Source organism: Pseudomonas sp. JAI120 (assembly GCF_014207255.1).
Lineage (GTDB): Bacteria > Pseudomonadota > Gammaproteobacteria > Pseudomonadales > Pseudomonadaceae > Aquipseudomonas.
In genome coordinates this window covers 718873-734027 of the sequence record NZ_JACHCZ010000002.1, presented here as the reverse complement: position 1 = coordinate 734027, position 15155 = coordinate 718873, and the positions used below count along the sequence as shown (strand labels likewise).

The following is a 15155-nucleotide window of genomic DNA, read 5'->3' as shown; positions in this document are numbered from 1 at the left end:
AATTATCCTAAGATACCCTTTAGCAGGACTAAACCCTATGGCTCGCCCTCTCAATGGCCAGACTTATGTCTGGCTGCACGTGTTTTCCTGCGCTGCACGGCATTTGTCGTTCACCCGCTGCGCCGAAGAACTGCACATCACACCGGGGGCGGTGAGCCAACAAATCCGCCAGTTGGAGGAGCGTCTTGGGTTTCGGCTGTTTCATCGACGAGCGCGGGGGGTGGAGCTGAGTGCCGAGGGCCAGCGCCTGGCGGCAACGGTGGGGGAGGCTTATGGCAGCATCGACGCCGAGTTGCAGCGCCTGGACGCGGGGATGATCAGCGGCACCTTGCGCCTGCGCTCGATCCCGTCGTTCCTGGGCAAGTGGCTGACTCCGCGTTTACCGCGCTTGCAGCAGCGCTTCCCGGATATCCAACTGCGTATGGTTGCCGAGGACAGCAGCATCGCCCTGCACGAAGGTGACTTCGACCTGGCCATCGACCTCAATGACGGCAGCTACCCCGGGTTGTTATCCACAGCCCTGTTGGATGAGCAGATTTTCCCGGTGTGCGCGCCGAGCCTGTTGCGAGGGCGGCCGCCGTTGCACGGCCCAGCCGACCTCGTGCATTTCCCGCTGCTGCACGACATTACCGCCTGGCGTGGGAGTTATGAGTATGCGGAGTGGGAGTTCTATCTGAATGCCATCGGCTACCACGACGCAGACGTACGCCGTGGCCACACCTTCAACCGCAACCACCTGACCATCGAGGCCGCGATTGCCGGTATGGGCGTCGCCATCGCGCGGCGGACGTTGCTGAACGATGAGCTGGAACGCGGCACCTTGATCGTGCCGTTCGGCCTCGCGGTGCCCAACCACAAACGCTATGTGCTGCTGTATGCGCCGGGCGCGCTGAGCCATCCGGGCGTGCGCGCGGTGCATGACTGGCTGGTAGAGGAAGCAGGGATTTTTCGCGCCTTGCACCCGCTGGGAGAGGGGCAATTGTGAGGATCGCAGGGCGTAAGAAGATGTAACTAACTCCCCACCCTAACAGCGTTTTTGCTTGTCGTCAGGGTTAATTTGTAATGTAGGATTTATCTTTGCAAAGGGGTTGAAATGTTTCTCTGGCTGCTCAATTGTGTAATCAAGAGGTCATGGTTTCACCACCCCGGTGTTGCAGTTTGTGACCTCCCGCGAGCTAGCTGAAATAAGGGAAGAACTATGCAAATCCAAGTCAATAGCGATAACCATATTGAAAGCAGCATCCGACTGGAGGAGTGGGTACGTACTACCATTGAGAGCACGCTCGAACGTTATGAAGAAGACCTGACCCGAGTGGAGGTCTACCTGCGGGATGAGAACGGCGACAAGCCCGGTCCCCACGATTTAAGTTGCCGCCTGGAAGCGCGGCCTAAAGGCCATCAAGCGCTTTCGGTGTCCGCCAAGGGCGATACCCTCGAACAGGCGATTGACAGTGCGGCCACCAAGCTCGATCACGCGTTGGAACATCTGTTTGGCAGACTGCAAGGCAAGCCCCGCGCTGCCGCGAAAAACCAGCCAATCAACAAAGTGAACGAAGACGCGCTGGAACAGGAATTCCTGGAAAACGAAAACGCTGTCATCAACGGCTAACTTTTCTCACCCCCTGCAAACGGGCCTGCATCTGCAGGCCCGTTTTCGTTTAGCGGCCGCGTCGGAAAAAATACCGGCTCAACAGCGCCAACCCGCCAGCACCCAACCCGGCAAACAGCATCGCCCAACCGGCGCCGTGGCGCAGTGCCGCCTGGGCGTCGTTGACTGTCAGCCCCATCGACTCGAGTTTTCCTGCGGCAATGTTTTGACTGATAACCGGCCAATCCATTGCCGTGGTGGCGGGCAGCACCTCGGCCAGTTGATGGCTGATCCCCAGCAACAGCACCCACCCCATCAGGGCAATGTTGAGCGCCAGGGTGATCAGCCGCGCACTGAGGTCGATGCCTGAGGCCATGCCCGCGCGGTCCGCCGACACCGAACCAGTGGTGGTGTTGGTGGTGGGCGAGTTGGTCAGCGCCAGGCCTACGCCGGCGATCACGCAACTGAGCAGCACCAGCTCGATACGTGGGTGCTCGGCGCCGTTGACGGCGGCCATGATCAGAAAGCCCGCGCCCATCAGGCCCAGGCCGAGAGGGATGATGCGTTCGGCGCCATAGCGCAGGGCCAGGCGCTCGGCCAGCGGCGGCACCAGCAAGGTCGGCAGGGTGTAGGCGAGCAACGCGGCGCCGGTGGTCAAGGTGTCGTAACCCAGGCCCGCCTGAAAGTACAACGGCAGGTAGATCATGAACGGCCAGAAGCTGAAGTTCATGCCGATCGAACCCATCAACGCGCCGTTGAAACGCTGGATGCGGAACACCGAGAAGTCGAACATCGGGTGCGCACTGCGAAGCTCGACCGTGATGAACAGCAGCAAGCCGAGCACCGACAACGCCGCCCAACCGAGCATGGCCGGTGTGCCGAAGCCGTGCTCGCTGCCTTGGGTGATGAAGTACACCAGGGCAAACACCGACACGGTCAAGGTGAGCATGCCGGCGATGTCTAGGCGACGGGCGGCCGGGTCACGGGACTCCTGCACGCTGATGCGCAGCAGCACCAGGGTGAACAGGGTGAGCGGCACGTGCACGAGGAACACCCAGCGCCAATCCGTCACCGTCAGGATCAATGCGCCGATCATCGGTCCGAAGCCCAGGCCCACGCCGGCAATCACCCCCCATATTGCAAACGCCCGTGCCCGCGCTACCGGTTCGCTGAACAGGTGCGACAGGATGGCGAACTGGCAAATCATCATCGCTCCGGCACCGATGCCCTGGACAAACCGCGCGGTGATCAACAGCGAGGCATCCTCGGCCAGCCCACAGGCCAGCGAGGCCAGGCCAAACACCCACAGGCACAACACCAGCATGCGGCGACGACCAAAGCGATCCGCCAATGTGCCCGCTGCCATCAGCACGCAGGTGCAGGCGAGGGTGTAGGCGTTCATGATCCATTGGGCGTCCTGGAAGCCCGTGCCCAACTCTCGCTCGAGCGTCGGCAGGATCACCGGGACGCTGGAAATCTCCAGGCCGAACATCAGGGCGACGAGGCACACGGCAGTGAGGGCCAGCCCATCCCTGGCGGTACGCGGGCGGCTGGCGGCGGTTAATGTGGCAGCGGGTGGCATGGGATTCTCCTGTGGATGGGTATCGGGGTATTTTCAGGGGAACAGGGTTCGTTATTCGTGATAAGTTTTCTGTTCATAGGGGAATCAAGGGCGACAATAGAGCCATGGCCACACCGCGTTTTGATGGCGTTGAGCTGTTTCTGCACATCGTCGAAAGCGGCAACCTGACTGAGGCCGCCGAACGGCTGAACCTCACACGCTCTGCGGTTGGCAAGGGCCTGGCGCGATTGGAGGCACGCCTGGGCACGTGCCTGCTGCAGCGCTCCACCCGCCGCCAGCGTCTGACCGAGGACGGCCAGGCGTACTACGAGCATTGCCTGCGGGCGTTGGCGGAACTCGAGGCTGCCGAGTCAGTGCTGGAAAGCGGCCGGCAACAGCCACGCGGACGTTTGCGGGCCAGCCTGCCACTGGCGTTCGGGCACCACTACGCGGCCCCGGCATTGTGGGGATTGATGGCGCGTTATCCGGAACTGGAGATCGAGATCAGCTTCGCCGATCGGCTGGTGGACCTGGCACAGGAAGGCTTCGACGTCGCCGTGCGAATCGGCCCGCTGCCCGACACCGACCGCCTCAGTGCTCGTCGCCTGGGCGAGCAGGCCATGGGACTGGCGGCGTCACCGGCGTACTTGCAGCGCGTCGGGCCGATTGAATGCATTGAAGACCTTGCCGACCACCGCGGCATCGCCTATCGCAGTACCACCCCGCAGCGCAATCGCGTGGCCTCGCCGTTAATGATGGACGACCTCCAGGCCGTGGCCGATGCCGCCATCGCGGGCGTCGGCCTGGCCTGGTTACCGAGTTGGTTGATTGCGCATTACGTGCTGCGTGGGCAGTTGGTCGCGGTGTTGCCCGACTATCGCGACCAACCTGCGCCCATCCATGTGATCTGGCCCACGGCTACGCATATGCCGGCCAAGACACGCTGTGCAATCGATGCGTTGGTCGCGGCCACCCCCAGTTGCCTGGCGGGCAGTTAGAACGCGATGGAGGTCTGCACGTACACCGTACGCGGTTCACCAACGTATTTGCCCTTGTTGTTATCGTCGAACGAGCGCGTGAAGTACTGCTTGTTGAAGATGTTCTTCACGCCGACCGCCACGTTCAGATCCGACAGTTGCGGGCCGAAATCATAGGCCGCGCGGCTGCTGAACAGCATGTAGCCGGGGATTCGACCGTTGGCGCCGTCAGCACTTTCTGCCTGAGTGTTGGCGTTGTCGGCGAACTGGCTGCTCTGATAGCTGCTGTCCACATTGAGTTTCCAGCGCCCTTCGGTGTAACCCACGCCAAGGGTGCCCTTGTGCTTGGACGAGAAGGGCACGCGGTTGCCTTTGTTCGGGCCGTCTTCTCGGATGGTGGCGTCGACATAGGCGTAGGTGGCGTACACATCGAAACCGGCCAACGCCGGGCTCAAACCATCGAGGGCGTAGTTGACGCTGGTTTCAATACCCTGGTGGCGCGTCTCGCCGCGGGCGATCACCGAATCGTTGGTCTGGTTGCTTTCATACTGGTTGTCGAAGTTGATCAGGAACGCGCCGATCTCTGCGCGCAAGGTGCCGTCGTCATAGCGGGTACCCAGTTCCCAAGTGCGGGCTTTTTCCGGTTTCACTTCACCGCTGGTCACACGGTTGGGCATCTGGCTGTACTGCACGCTGCCGAATGAACCTTCGGTGTTGGCGTACAGGTTCCAGTCGTCGGTCAGGTGATAGAGCACGTTCAACGCCGGCAGCGCGGTGTTGTAGTCGCCTTTGTATTTGACGTTGGTCAGGTTGTTGCTCTGCTGGGACTCGATCATCTCGTAGCGGATGCCCGGGGTGATGGTCCATTTGCCGATATCAATCCGGTCATCGACGAAGAACGCATTGGCTTCGGTGCCGCCGCGGGTGTCGCGGTCATTGCGGCTGTCGGTGCTGGGGATTTGCTGGTTATTGGCGGAAATCGGCGTGCGGTAGCGCAACTCGTGGCCGGCTTCGTTGATGTAGCGGTAGCCGACGCCCACTTCATGGCTGGTCGGACCGAGGTCGAAGCCTTGGGCGAAACGGGTTTCCACGCCGCGCACCCAGTATTCACGCGGGGACAGCGACAGGAAGGTGCCCTGGTCCAGGTAGCCACTGCGCAGGGTCTTGGTGAAGAAGCTGTTGACGGTGAATTCGCGGCGGTCCTGCTCGTAGCGATAGCCGACGTTGAACATCGTACGGCGGCCCCAGAATTTGTCGTAGGGACGGGTGGACTGATACGGATCGGCCTTGTAGTCCGCGACGTTCAAGCCCCCAGGCATATCGGCCTGGCCTTCGTAGTACTGCGCCATGGCGTTGAAGCTGTTGGCGTCGTCGAGCTGGTATTTGCCTTTGAGGATCAGGTCGTCGATGCGCGTGTTGCTGTTTTCGCGCCAGTCGCCGCCACGGGTGCCGGAATACAAAATCGCGCCGCCCAGGCCATTCTCGGCAGTGCCGCCGGCCAGCAGGTTGCCGGTGGTCTTGAAGCCGTCATGGCTGGAAGACGGGCTGGTTTCGGTCTGCAAGCCACCTTTGACGGTAGGCGCATCCGGGATCGCACGGGTCACGAAGTTGACCACGCCGCCAACGTTCTGCGGGCCGTAGCGCACCGCGCCGCCGCCACGTACCACGTCCACGGCGTCCATGTTGCCCATGCTGATCGGCGCGAAGGACAACTGCGGTTGGCCGTACGGCGCGAAGGGCACCGGGATGCCGTCCATCAGCACCGTTGAGCGCGATGCCAGGCGCGGGTTGAGGCCGCGAATGCCGAAGTTCAGCGCCATATCGTGGCTGCCGGTGCCGTTATTGTCCGGGGCGTTGACGCCGGGGATGCGATTGAGCACGTCCTTGGCCTGGGTAGCGCCCTGGCGTTCGAACTCTTCGCGGCGGATCACGTCACGGGCGCCGGGGTGTTCGAATATATTGGTTTGTGCCGCATCGCCGAGCCAGTCGCCGACCACGCTAGAGGTCGCCAACTCGACAGTCGCCGGCGCTGTTGCCGGTTGCAGGCTGTAGGCATTGTCGCCCTCGGCGCGGGCTTGCAGGCCGGTGCCTTCCAGCAACTTTTGCAGGCCCTCGGCAGCGCTGTAGTTGCCGGACAAACCACGACTCTGCATGCCCGCGGTGACCTCGGAACCGAAGGAAATCAACACGCCGGCTTCGCGGCCAAACTGGTTCAGGGCTGCTTCCAGCGAGCTTGGCGCGATGTGATACGGCTTGGCATCGGCCGCCATCACGCCAGGCAGTACGGTGAAGCTGAGGCTGGCGCCCAGTAGCAGTTGGCGCAAGGTGCGGGCGAGGAGGGTGGGTTGCTGGGGCATGAAGGGCGGTCCTGAGAAGGAAGGATCAAGGTGGCTTTCCTTCTCTGTCACGCGAGGTGCGGAAAACGGCTCACGGTGGCTGAAAATAATTTACGCACGGGCTTGGACGGTCACCCAATAGCGGGTAAAGCGCCGCACTTTTACCGGCAGGCTGACTTCCAGCAGGTCGAGAATGCGTTCGCTGTCGTCCAGCGGGTAGCTGCCGGACAGCAGCAGGTTGGCGACTTGCGGGTCGCAATTGACCTGGCCCCGGCGATAGCGGCCCAGTTCGGCGAGGAAATCTTCCAGGCGCATATGCGCGGCCACCAGCATGCCGTCTGCCCAGGCGCCGCTGTTGGCGTCGGTAGGGCGCGGGGTGTCCCAGCCCTTGCGGGTGAAATTGACTTGGCGCGCCGCTTCGACCGTCAGTGGCAGGCCGCTGTAGCTGTTGGGCATCACGTCGACGCGGCCGTCGAAGACCGCCAGTTGGGTGTGGTCGTTGAACTGGCGCACATTCAGGCGCGCCGCCTGGCTGCTGAGCAGGCCCTGGCCGGTCAGCACCTGCAGCGGCGCGTTGTCGGCAATGCCGGTGAGCAGGATCTCGCCTTCGAGCAGACGGATCAGCCGTTGCCGGCCGTCGAAATGCACATCCACGGCGCTGCCGGTATTGAGCTGCAACTGGCTGCCGTCGGCCAATTGCACCTTGCGCCGTTGCCCGACCGGGCTGCGGTAGTCGGCGCTCAGCGGCGGCAGGATATGTTGCTGGCGCAGGCTCCAGGCGGCGGCCGAACCAGCGCCGAGGATCAGCAACAACTTCAGGGCCTGGCGCCGGCTGCTGGACTTAGGTGCGTTCAACGCCGCGTGGGCGAGGGGCGAGGGCATGCCGCGCAGGCGTTGGTTGACGCGCTGGATATGGTCCCAGGCGCGCTGGTGTTCGCTGTGGGCATTCAGCCATTGCTGCCAGGCCGCTTGCTGGCGTGGGGTGAGCGCGCCTTGCTGCATTTCCATCAGCCAGTGCACGGCCTGTTCGGCAACCTGGGTCGAGACATTCATAGGGCGAAGTAGCAGCGCAGGGCGGCTTTCTGCAGGTGGCGTTTGACGGTGGCGATGGAGATGCCCAGTTCGGCGCCGATCTGCGCATACGTCAGCCCGTCGAGTTGGGCCAGCAGGAACGCGCGTTTGACCAGGGTGGGCAAGCCGTCAAGCAATTGGTCCAGCTCGACCAGGGTTTGCAGGATGATCGCGCGTTCTTCTTCCGATGGCGCTACCTGTTCAGGCATCTGCGCCAATGCGTCGAGGTAGGCGCGCTCCAGGTCCTGGCGGCGGTAGAAGTTGAACAGCACGCGCTTGGCGACCGTGGTGAGGAAGGCGCGGGGCTCGATCAGCGTCGGCGCTTCCCGTGCGGTCAGGACCCGGATGAAGGTGTCCTGCGCCAGGTCCGCAGCGCTTTCCGGGCAGCCGAGCTTGCGTCGCAACCAGCCGGTGAGCCAGTGGTGATGGTCGTTGTAAAGCACTTCGACAGTGTTGGACGGCTGCAACGCGATCTCCCTTTTTTACAGGCCGGCAAACATCGGCATGCTTTAGAGAACAAGAATTGTTCGCATTGTAGGGGGCCGGAAACCGTTCGGCAATGCGTGAAGGCAGGTGTTTCATCCGTTCTGTTTTGCTTATGAGAATATTTATCATTAATATTGCGCGCTGATGAACCTGGCGCCTCCCGCATGAAAAGCAAAACCTCACTGCCCGCCTCCTACCGCCTCGCTGTCACATCGCGGGTGCTCGCCGCTGTGGTCGGCGGTTACTTGATGGCGTCCCTGGCCAGCATCTGCCTGGCGCTGTGGATGCCGACCTCCCGCGCCGATGCGGTGATCACCGGGATGATGAGTTCGTTTGTGTTCTACCTGTTGGCGGTGCTGTGGTGCTTTGCCTGTCGTACGGCATGGCGCGCCTGGTGTGGCGTGATGCTGCCGAGTGCGGCGTTTGCGACCCTGGCGGGCGTAGGCTTTTGGATGGCACGCACATGAAAGAGGGCTTTCGCCAGGCCATGGCCTGGTTGCACACCTGGGCCGGGCTGATCTTTGGCTGGCTGCTGTTTGCGATTTTCCTGACGGGCACCCTGGCCTATTTCAAGGATGAGATCACTCACTGGATGCAACCCGAGGTACAGGCCCATCCCCTGGATGACGCGCGCAGTCTGAGTGTCGCCCAGGACTACCTGCAGAAGGTCGCACCCACGGCCGCACGCTGGTTCATCACCCTGCCGGATAGCCGCGACCCTGGCCTGTCAGTAATGTGGCAAGACAAAGTCGACCCCGGCAAACGCGGCAATTTCATTCAGAAAACCCTCGATCCCGTGAGCGGGCAAGCCGTAGAGGCCCGGGAAAGCATGGGCGGGGATTTCTTCTACCGCTTCCACTTCCAGCTGCAAATGCCGTATCCCTGGGGCCGCTGGCTGTCGACCATTGCAGCGATGGTGATGTTCGTGGCGTTGATCACCGGCATCATCACCCACAAGAAAATCTTCAAGGACTTCTTCACCTTCCGCCCCCGCAAGGGCCAGCGCTCCTGGCTCGACGGGCATAACGCGGTGGGTGTGCTGGTGCTGCCGTTTCACTTGATGATCACCTACAGCAGCCTGGTGATTTTCATGAGCATGGTGATGCCGGCGCCGATCGTGGCCTCCTATGGCAACGACACTCGGGCCTTCTTCAATGACGTGTTCCCCGCCACCAACAACGCACCGGCGCTGGGTCAGCCAGGCCAATTGCTGTCATTGGTGCCGATGTACGAGCAGGCGAGGGCGCAGTGGGCGGGTGGACATGTCGGGCGGCTGGCGGTGAACAACCCGAGTGATGTAAACGCCTCGGTCAACGTGTTCCGTGCCGGCTCCGACCGCGTGGTGCATGATTTCGGCAGTACCGTGTCGTTCAACGGCAACACCGGCGAGCTGCTGCGGGTCAGTGGCGAACAATCGCTGCCGGCGGCGATCGGCGGCAGCTTCTATGGCCTGCACATGGGCCATTTCGCCGGCCCGGTGCTGCGCTGGTTGTACTTTATCTGCGGCCTGGCGGGCACGGCGATGATCGGTACGGGGCTGGTGATCTGGCTCGGCAAGCGTCAACTCAAGCATGCAAAATCCGCGGTGATGCCGTTTGAACTGCGGCTGGTGGAAGTGCTGAACATCGCCAGCATGTCCGGGTTGTTGATCGCCATTGCAGCGTTCTTCTGGGCCAACCGTTTATTGCCGGTGAGCTTCGCCGAGCGCTCCGATTGGGAAGTGCAGGCCTTCTTTATCGCCTGGGGCCTGAGCCTGCTGCATGCGATCCTGCGCCGGGGCCGCCAGGGTTGGGTTGAACAATTGAGCTTCGCAGCACTGCTGTTTGTCGCAATCCCGTTGCTCAATGCCCTGACCACCTCGCAGCACCTGGGCACGTCACTGGCAACGGGCGACTGGGCCATGGCCGGCTTCGACCTGACCTGCCTGGCCAGCGGCGTGTTCCTCGCCTGGGCGGCCTGGAAGATGCAACACCGCAAGGCCTCGCAGCCCAAGGCCGAGCGGGCGCGGCCGCTCCACCTCAAGCAGGAGGCGAACTGAATGCTCCTTGCGCTGCTGATGTGTTACGCCGGGTTCACCGCCTTATGCCTGTCCACCGACCGCCACCACGGCGAACTGCTGCACAGCAAGCCATCGCCTCGGCGGCGTTTTGCTTTGCGCGTCATCGGTTGGCTGCTGCTGACCGTCGCGATCTGGCCCGCAGTGGCTAGTGCCGGTTGGGGCCAGGGCCTGGTGGAGTGGTGCGCGGTGTTGATGCTCAGCGCCCTGTTGCTGGTGCTGTTGTTGCCGTATCGGCCAAGGCTGGCCTTGATCCTGGCAGGCGTCGGCCTGCTGGCCAGCCCCGTTGCGGCCTTCGCTGTTTTCTGAGCCCCTGCCATGATGATCAGCACGCCACCCGATTCCCAGGACAGCCCGCAGACTGACGCGGCGGGTGGGCGCGCGCATTTTCTGCAAGTGTTCTTGTCCCAGCGTTCGCAGATGGAAGCGTTGGTGAGCCGACGTGTAGGGTGCCGCGCCACGGCGGCCGACCTGGTGCAGGACCTGTTCCTGCGCTTTTGGCGTCGGCCATTGGTGCAGGTCGAAGAACTCAGCACCTACCTGCTGCGTTGCGCCGGCAATATCGCCATCGACCACCTGCGCAGCGAAGGCGCGCGGGTACGCAGCAGTGAAGGCTGGCTGCCGGAGCAGCAGGATAACCAGGGTTCCGAACCCCAGGCGGCGCTCGAGGCGGGCAACGACCTGCGGCATGTCGAAGCCGCCCTGCGCAGCCTGCCGGAGCGCACCCGGCAGATCTTCCTGCTCAACCGCATTCACGGGCGTAAGTACGCGCAAATCGCCAAGGCCATGGGCCTGTCCCAAAGCGCCGTGGAAAAACATATGATGCGTGCCCTTGAAGCCTGCAAAGCCAGCCTTCGCGAACCATCGCCATCGCGCACGCCAGGGAAAGCACCGTGAATCTGACCCCCACGCCTGACCAGGAACAAGCCGCGCTGGCCTGGCTGAGCCTGTTGCACGACCAGCCCAGCAGTGGCGACCAGGCCACTTTCAGCCGCTGGCTGAGGGCTGATCCTGCGCACGTCGAAGCGTATGCCCAGGCCCAGGTGCTCTGGGAGTTGAGCGAAGTGGCGGCACGCCAACTGGCGGATGAGGACGCGCTGGCATTGCAGGGCTACCTCAATGCGATGAACACACCGAAGCGCTCGCGGGTGGTGCGCTGGTCCGGCGCTTTGGCCGTGGCGGCGTGCCTGGTGTTGATGGTGTCCATGGGCGCCGGTTGGCAGCCTTCGCGTTGGATCGATGACTTCGGCGCCGATTACGTGACCGCACCGGGTGAAGTGAAGACCTTCACCCTGGCCGATCAGTCCCAGGTCACGCTGGATGCGGACAGTGCAATTGCCGTGGACTTCAGCCACGGTGAGCGGCATATCCAATTGCGTCGCGGTGCAGGGTTTTTCAACGTCACCCACACCGGCGAGTCCTTTGTGGTCGAGGCGGGCAGCGGCGAAGCGCGGGTGCTGGGTACGCAGTTCGAAGTGCGCCTGCAACCGGCAGGGGCCGAGGTGACGGTGTTGTCGGGGCGGGTCGGCGTGACCGCGTCGAAACAGGGCCAGCAGCACATTCTGACGGCGGGCCAGCAAGTGGCCTACGCCGATGGCAGCGCCGATCCCCTGCACGCGGTCGACAGCGAATCTCGCCTGGCTTGGCGGGATGGCTGGCTCAACTACTACAAGGCGCCGCTGGCCGACGTGGTCAAGGACCTGTCGCGTTACTACCCTGGCCGCATCCTGCTGCTCAACGAAGCGATGGGTGCCAGGCGCGTCAGCGGCAGCTTCCCTAGCAAGGACCCGCAGGCGGTGCTCAACGCCTTGCAAGCGGTGTTGGGGTTCGAGCAGCACAGTCTGTTGGGGCGGGTGATCGTTGTGCGCTGATTACTTCAGCGCGGCCATGATCGCGTCAGGGTTGTAGTCGCGAATCAGCGTGCCATTCACATCCACAAACGGAATCCCGCCACCGCCCAGCGCCTCATACGCCTTGCGCGCCTGGGCGTCCTTCTCGATATCGAAGGCCTGGTACGGAATGCCCTTCTGGTCGAGGAAGCGGCGGATCTGCTTGCAGTAGCCACACCACTCGGTGGCGTACAGCGCCACCCGCGCCGAGGCTCGCGTCTGCTCCGGCACCACCTGGGAGGGGTTGAACAGCCGCTCGATCTTGCCCCAGTTCTGGATAACCACCACCACCAGCAACACCAGCAGGACTTTCTTGAGGACCCCGCCGAGCATCAGTTACGGCGCTTGAGCTGGTCGGTCAGTTGGGTCGGCAGGCCCTTGATGATCAGGGTACCGGCGGCTTCGTCGTACTCGATCTTGTCGCCCAGCAAGTGCGCTTCAAAACTGATCGACAAGCCCTCTGCGCGGCCGGTGAAGCGGCGGAACTGGTTGAGGGTGCGTTTATCGGCCGGGATTTCCGGCGACAGGCCGTAGTCCTTGTTGCGGATATGGTCGTAGAACGCCTTGGGCCGATCTTCATCGATCAACCCCGACAATTCTTCAAGGCCCATGGGTTCGCCGAGCTTGGCCTGGCTGCTGGCGTAATCGACCAGGGTCTTGGTTTTTTCGCGGGCGGATTCGTCCGGCAAATCTTCGCTTTCGACGAAGTCGCTGAAGGCCTTGAGCAGGGTGCGCGTCTCGCCCGGGCCGTCGACGCCTTCCTGGCAGCCGATGAAGTCGCGGAAGTACTCCGAGACCTTCTTGCCGTTCTTGCCTTTGATAAACGAGATGTACTGCTTGGATTGCTTGTTGTTCTGCCACTCGGACACGTTGATACGCGCTGCCAGGTGCAGTTGGCCCAGGTCCAGGTGACGGGACGGGGTCACGTCCAGCTCATCGGTCACTGCCACGCCTTCGCTGTGGTGCAGCAAGGCGATGGCCAGGTAGTCGGTCATGCCTTGCTGGTAGTGGGCAAACAGCACGTGGCCGCCGGTGGAGAGGTTGGACTCTTCCATCAGCTTCTGCAGGTGCTCGACGGCGGTGCGGCTGAACGTGGTGAAATCCTGGCCACCCTCGAAATAGTCCTTCAACCAGCCGCTGAACGGGTGCGCGCCGGATTCGGCGTGGAAGAAACCCCAGGCCTTGCCTTGTTTGGCGTTGTAGCTCTCGTTGAGGTCGGCAAGCATGTTCTCGATGGCGGCCGACTCGGCAAGCTCGGAGTCGCGGGCGTGGAGAACTGCAGGTGTGCCGTCGGGTTTTTTGTCGATCAGGTGGACGATGCAATGACGGATCGGCATAGGCTTCTCGGCTGGTTGAAGGGGAGCGGTTGGCCTCCCCGAAAAGTCGCCCAGTGTACCGCACCCATTGGCCAAGACGTGCTTCGAAGGCGTTTTGGGTGCCTTCCGACGGGGCATATGCCTTTTTTTCACGGTTTAGAGCGATAAAGCTGACCAAATGGGTAGGTAGAGGCGGATATTTCCCCGTCTCTGTGCTAGTTTTGCCCCGTCTTACGCCAAGTCTCGGCGATAAGCGTGCATTCAGCATCTGTCAGGTCGAACCAATCCCCGTTTCAAGCATCTATAACCCCGATCTCCGTGGTTATAGCCGGGGGTGCCAGGCCGTGAAGGTCGGGCTCGACGGCTGACACTGCACTCTGCAATCCATATGAATTTGATAGGGAAGGAACACCACAATGGCTATTACTAAAGACCAACTGATCGCTGACCTGGCTGAAGCAGTAGACGCACCGAAAACCACCGTGCGCGCTCTGCTGGACCAACTGAGCCAAGTTGTTGCTGATCAGCTGGAAAACGGCGGCGAAATCACTCTGCCAGGCGTTGGCAAACTGAAAGTGACCGAGCGTCCTGCCCGTACTGGCCGTAACCCTTCGACTGGCGCTGCCATCGAAATCGCTGCCAAGAAAGTTATCAAGCTGGTTGTGGCCAAAGGCCTGACCGACGCTGTTAACAAGTAAGACGCAGCAAAAAAAACCGTGCTTCGGAGCGATCCGGGCACGGTTTTTTGTTGCCTGCGATTTGTCTCTATCGCACCCAGCGCTGGCGCCAGATCTGCTGCTCGTTCTTGGTCTGGAAAGTCCAGGCCACGAAACGGCTCTGCTTCTGGCCCTGGGACATTTCCACCACCTGGCTTTCCAGCACGCCGGCTTTTTTCAGGGCGGTCTCGATCGCGGGCAAGTTTGACGCTTTTGACACCAGGGTGCTGAACCACAACACCTTGTGGGCAAAGTGCGCGCTCTCGGCGATCAACTGCGTCACGAAGCGTGCTTCACCGCCTTCACACCACAACTCGGCCGATTGACCACCGAAGTTCAGCACCGGCAATTTGCGCTTGGGATCGGCCCTGCCCAAGGCGCGCCACTTGCGCTCGCTGCCCTTGGTGGCTTCGTCCATGGACGCATGGAACGGCGGGTTGCACATGGTCAGGTCAAAACGCTCACCCGGCTCCAGCAGGCCCAGCAGGATGTGCTTGGGGTTTTCCTGCTGGCGCAACTGGATGACCTTGCTCAGGTCGTTGGATTGCACGATGGCCTTGGCGGCGGCCACGGCGATAGGATCGACCTCCGAGCCGAGGAAGTTCCAGCGATACTCCATATAGCCAATCAGCGGGTAGACGCAGTTGGCGCCCATGCCGATGTCCAGCACCTTGACGATTGAACCACGCGGGATCTTGCCATCGTTGACACTGGCCAGCAGGTCGGCGAGGAAGTGCACATAGTCGGCACGTCCCGGCACCGGCGGGCACAGGTAATCCTGCGGGATATCCCAATGCTGGATGCCATAGAACGACTTGAGCAGCGCCCGGTTGAACACCCGCACCGCGTCCGGGCTGGCGAAGTCGATGCTCTCTTTGCCATAGGGGTTGATGATCACGAATTGCGCCAGTTCCGGCGTGGTCTTGATCAGCGCCTGGAAGTCGTAACGGCCTGTGTGGCGGTTGCGTGGGTGCAGGGTAGCCTCTTTGCGCGGCGCGACGGATTTGGCCGTGGCTGCGGTTTTAGGCTTCTTGCGTGGAGGTTTGGGCGTAGTGGGGGCGGTCATGATGATTCTGGTGTTGGCTCAAAGTGGCGGCCATTGTCACACATTCCCGAGGATAACTCGGTCAAATGTGGGAGGGGGCTTGCTCCCGATAGC

At 62.2% G+C, this 15155-nt stretch carries 16 protein-coding genes; 9 read left to right on the top strand and 7 right to left on the bottom strand.

Going from position 1 to position 15155, the window contains the following annotated elements; translation table 11 throughout:
- Nucleotides 1-37: 37 nt before the first annotated feature.
- Together HDC32_RS15185 and HDC32_RS15180 are read left to right on the top strand one after the other, a co-directional pair.
- Nucleotides 38-985: a LysR substrate-binding domain-containing protein gene (locus tag HDC32_RS15185; RefSeq protein WP_131698316.1), complete on the top strand. Its 948-nt coding sequence runs from the start codon at nucleotides 38-40 to the stop codon at nucleotides 983-985.
- A gap of 213 nt (nucleotides 986-1198) precedes the next feature.
- On the top strand, nucleotides 1199-1609 hold the full coding sequence (locus tag HDC32_RS15180; RefSeq protein WP_131698315.1) for an HPF/RaiA family ribosome-associated protein: 411 nt from the start codon (nucleotides 1199-1201) through the stop codon (nucleotides 1607-1609).
- 49 nt (nucleotides 1610-1658) lie between these two features.
- Here the strand turns inward: HDC32_RS15180 and HDC32_RS15175 are convergent, their stop codons facing one another.
- Nucleotides 1659-3170 (bottom strand): MFS transporter, encoded by a 1512-nt coding sequence (locus HDC32_RS15175; RefSeq protein WP_184744579.1) that lies wholly within the window; start codon nucleotides 3168-3170, stop codon nucleotides 1659-1661.
- A 104-nt stretch (nucleotides 3171-3274) separates the two neighbouring features.
- Between HDC32_RS15175 and HDC32_RS15170 the strand changes: the two genes are divergently transcribed.
- Nucleotides 3275-4147 carry a LysR family transcriptional regulator gene (locus tag HDC32_RS15170; RefSeq protein WP_184744577.1) on the top strand — a complete coding sequence of 291 codons (873 nt, stop codon included), beginning with the start codon at nucleotides 3275-3277 and terminating at the stop codon, nucleotides 4145-4147.
- Here HDC32_RS15170 and fecA read toward each other — a convergent pair.
- From fecA to HDC32_RS15155, 3 genes are all read right to left on the bottom strand, one after another.
- Nucleotides 4144-6483 (bottom strand): TonB-dependent Fe(3+) dicitrate receptor FecA, encoded by a 2340-nt coding sequence (gene fecA, locus HDC32_RS15165; RefSeq protein ID WP_184744575.1) that lies wholly within the window; start codon nucleotides 6481-6483, stop codon nucleotides 4144-4146. The two genes, HDC32_RS15170 and fecA, sit on opposite strands and share 4 nt — an antisense overlap.
- Nucleotides 6484-6573: 90 nt before the next feature.
- A complete protein-coding gene (locus HDC32_RS15160; protein ID WP_184744573.1) occupies nucleotides 6574-7515 on the bottom strand; it encodes a FecR domain-containing protein in 942 nt (313 codons plus the stop codon).
- Nucleotides 7512-8000, bottom strand: coding sequence for a sigma-70 family RNA polymerase sigma factor (locus HDC32_RS15155; RefSeq protein ID WP_131698310.1), 489 nt, complete (start codon nucleotides 7998-8000; stop codon nucleotides 7512-7514). The genes HDC32_RS15160 and HDC32_RS15155 overlap by 4 nt, the downstream gene beginning before the upstream one ends.
- 183 nt (nucleotides 8001-8183) lie before the next feature.
- On the opposite strand from HDC32_RS15155, the gene HDC32_RS15150 reads away from it, so the two are divergent.
- From HDC32_RS15150 to HDC32_RS15130, 5 genes are read left to right on the top strand one after another with little or no spacing between them, the layout of a single operon-like run.
- Nucleotides 8184-8486: a DUF3649 domain-containing protein gene (locus HDC32_RS15150; protein ID WP_184744571.1), complete on the top strand. Its 303-nt coding sequence runs from the start codon at nucleotides 8184-8186 to the stop codon at nucleotides 8484-8486.
- Nucleotides 8483-10057, top strand: coding sequence for a PepSY domain-containing protein (locus HDC32_RS15145; RefSeq protein WP_131698308.1), 1575 nt, complete (start codon nucleotides 8483-8485; stop codon nucleotides 10055-10057). Before HDC32_RS15150 ends, HDC32_RS15145 begins: the two co-directional genes overlap by 4 nt.
- The gene (locus tag HDC32_RS15140) at nucleotides 10058-10384 is read left to right on the top strand and encodes a DUF3325 domain-containing protein (RefSeq protein ID WP_184744568.1); all 327 of its coding nucleotides are present in this window, start codon (nucleotides 10058-10060) and stop codon (nucleotides 10382-10384) included. It abuts the gene before it with no gap.
- A gap of 9 nt (nucleotides 10385-10393) precedes the next feature.
- Nucleotides 10394-10972, top strand: a complete 579-nt coding sequence (locus tag HDC32_RS15135) for an RNA polymerase sigma factor (protein ID WP_131698306.1) — start codon at nucleotides 10394-10396, stop codon at nucleotides 10970-10972.
- Nucleotides 10969-11946 carry a FecR family protein gene (locus HDC32_RS15130; RefSeq protein WP_145335222.1) on the top strand — a complete coding sequence of 326 codons (978 nt, stop codon included), beginning with the start codon at nucleotides 10969-10971 and terminating at the stop codon, nucleotides 11944-11946. Before HDC32_RS15135 ends, HDC32_RS15130 begins: the two co-directional genes overlap by 4 nt.
- Here HDC32_RS15130 and HDC32_RS15125 read toward each other — a convergent pair whose 3' ends face one another.
- Together HDC32_RS15125 and yejK are read right to left on the bottom strand one after the other, a co-directional pair.
- Nucleotides 11947-12297 (bottom strand): glutaredoxin family protein, encoded by a 351-nt coding sequence (locus HDC32_RS15125; protein ID WP_131698304.1) that lies wholly within the window; start codon nucleotides 12295-12297, stop codon nucleotides 11947-11949. It abuts the gene before it with no gap.
- A complete protein-coding gene (gene yejK, locus HDC32_RS15120; RefSeq protein ID WP_131698303.1) occupies nucleotides 12297-13301 on the bottom strand; it encodes a nucleoid-associated protein YejK in 1005 nt (334 codons plus the stop codon). The genes HDC32_RS15125 and yejK overlap by 1 nt, the downstream gene beginning before the upstream one ends.
- A 395-nt stretch (nucleotides 13302-13696) precedes the next feature.
- Between yejK and HDC32_RS15115 the strand changes: the two genes are divergently transcribed.
- The gene (locus tag HDC32_RS15115) at nucleotides 13697-13978 is read left to right on the top strand and encodes an HU family DNA-binding protein (RefSeq protein WP_003188840.1); all 282 of its coding nucleotides are present in this window, start codon (nucleotides 13697-13699) and stop codon (nucleotides 13976-13978) included.
- A gap of 67 nt (nucleotides 13979-14045) precedes the next feature.
- Here the strand turns inward: HDC32_RS15115 and rlmF are convergent, their stop codons facing one another.
- Nucleotides 14046-15062, bottom strand: a complete 1017-nt coding sequence (gene rlmF / locus HDC32_RS15110; RefSeq protein WP_145335220.1) for a 23S rRNA (adenine(1618)-N(6))-methyltransferase RlmF — start codon at nucleotides 15060-15062, stop codon at nucleotides 14046-14048.
- Between the last annotated feature and the right edge of the window lie 93 nt (nucleotides 15063-15155).

Excerpts from the sequence above, each read along its gene's own strand:
- HDC32_RS15185 (WP_131698316.1), top strand. The coding sequence starts at position 38 with ATGGCTCGCCCTCTCAATGGCCAGACTTATGTCTGGCTGCACGTGTTT.
- HDC32_RS15180 (WP_131698315.1), top strand. The coding sequence starts at position 1,199 with ATGCAAATCCAAGTCAATAGCGATAACCATATTGAAAGCAGCATCCGA.
- HDC32_RS15175 (WP_184744579.1), bottom strand. The coding sequence starts at position 3,170 with ATGCCACCCGCTGCCACATTAACCGCCGCCAGCCGCCCGCGTACCGCC.
- HDC32_RS15170 (WP_184744577.1), top strand. The coding sequence starts at position 3,275 with ATGGCCACACCGCGTTTTGATGGCGTTGAGCTGTTTCTGCACATCGTC.
- fecA (WP_184744575.1), bottom strand. The coding sequence starts at position 6,483 with ATGCCCCAGCAACCCACCCTCCTCGCCCGCACCTTGCGCCAACTGCTA.
- HDC32_RS15160 (WP_184744573.1), bottom strand. The coding sequence starts at position 7,515 with ATGAATGTCTCGACCCAGGTTGCCGAACAGGCCGTGCACTGGCTGATG.
- HDC32_RS15150 (WP_184744571.1), top strand. The coding sequence starts at position 8,184 with ATGAAAAGCAAAACCTCACTGCCCGCCTCCTACCGCCTCGCTGTCACA.
- HDC32_RS15145 (WP_131698308.1), top strand. The coding sequence starts at position 8,483 with ATGAAAGAGGGCTTTCGCCAGGCCATGGCCTGGTTGCACACCTGGGCC.
- HDC32_RS15140 (WP_184744568.1), top strand. The coding sequence starts at position 10,058 with ATGCTCCTTGCGCTGCTGATGTGTTACGCCGGGTTCACCGCCTTATGC.
- HDC32_RS15135 (WP_131698306.1), top strand. The coding sequence starts at position 10,394 with ATGATGATCAGCACGCCACCCGATTCCCAGGACAGCCCGCAGACTGAC.
- HDC32_RS15125 (WP_131698304.1), bottom strand. The coding sequence starts at position 12,297 with ATGCTCGGCGGGGTCCTCAAGAAAGTCCTGCTGGTGTTGCTGGTGGTG.
- yejK (WP_131698303.1), bottom strand. The coding sequence starts at position 13,301 with ATGCCGATCCGTCATTGCATCGTCCACCTGATCGACAAAAAACCCGAC.
- HDC32_RS15115 (WP_003188840.1), top strand. The coding sequence starts at position 13,697 with ATGGCTATTACTAAAGACCAACTGATCGCTGACCTGGCTGAAGCAGTA.
- rlmF (WP_145335220.1), bottom strand. The coding sequence starts at position 15,062 with ATGACCGCCCCCACTACGCCCAAACCTCCACGCAAGAAGCCTAAAACC.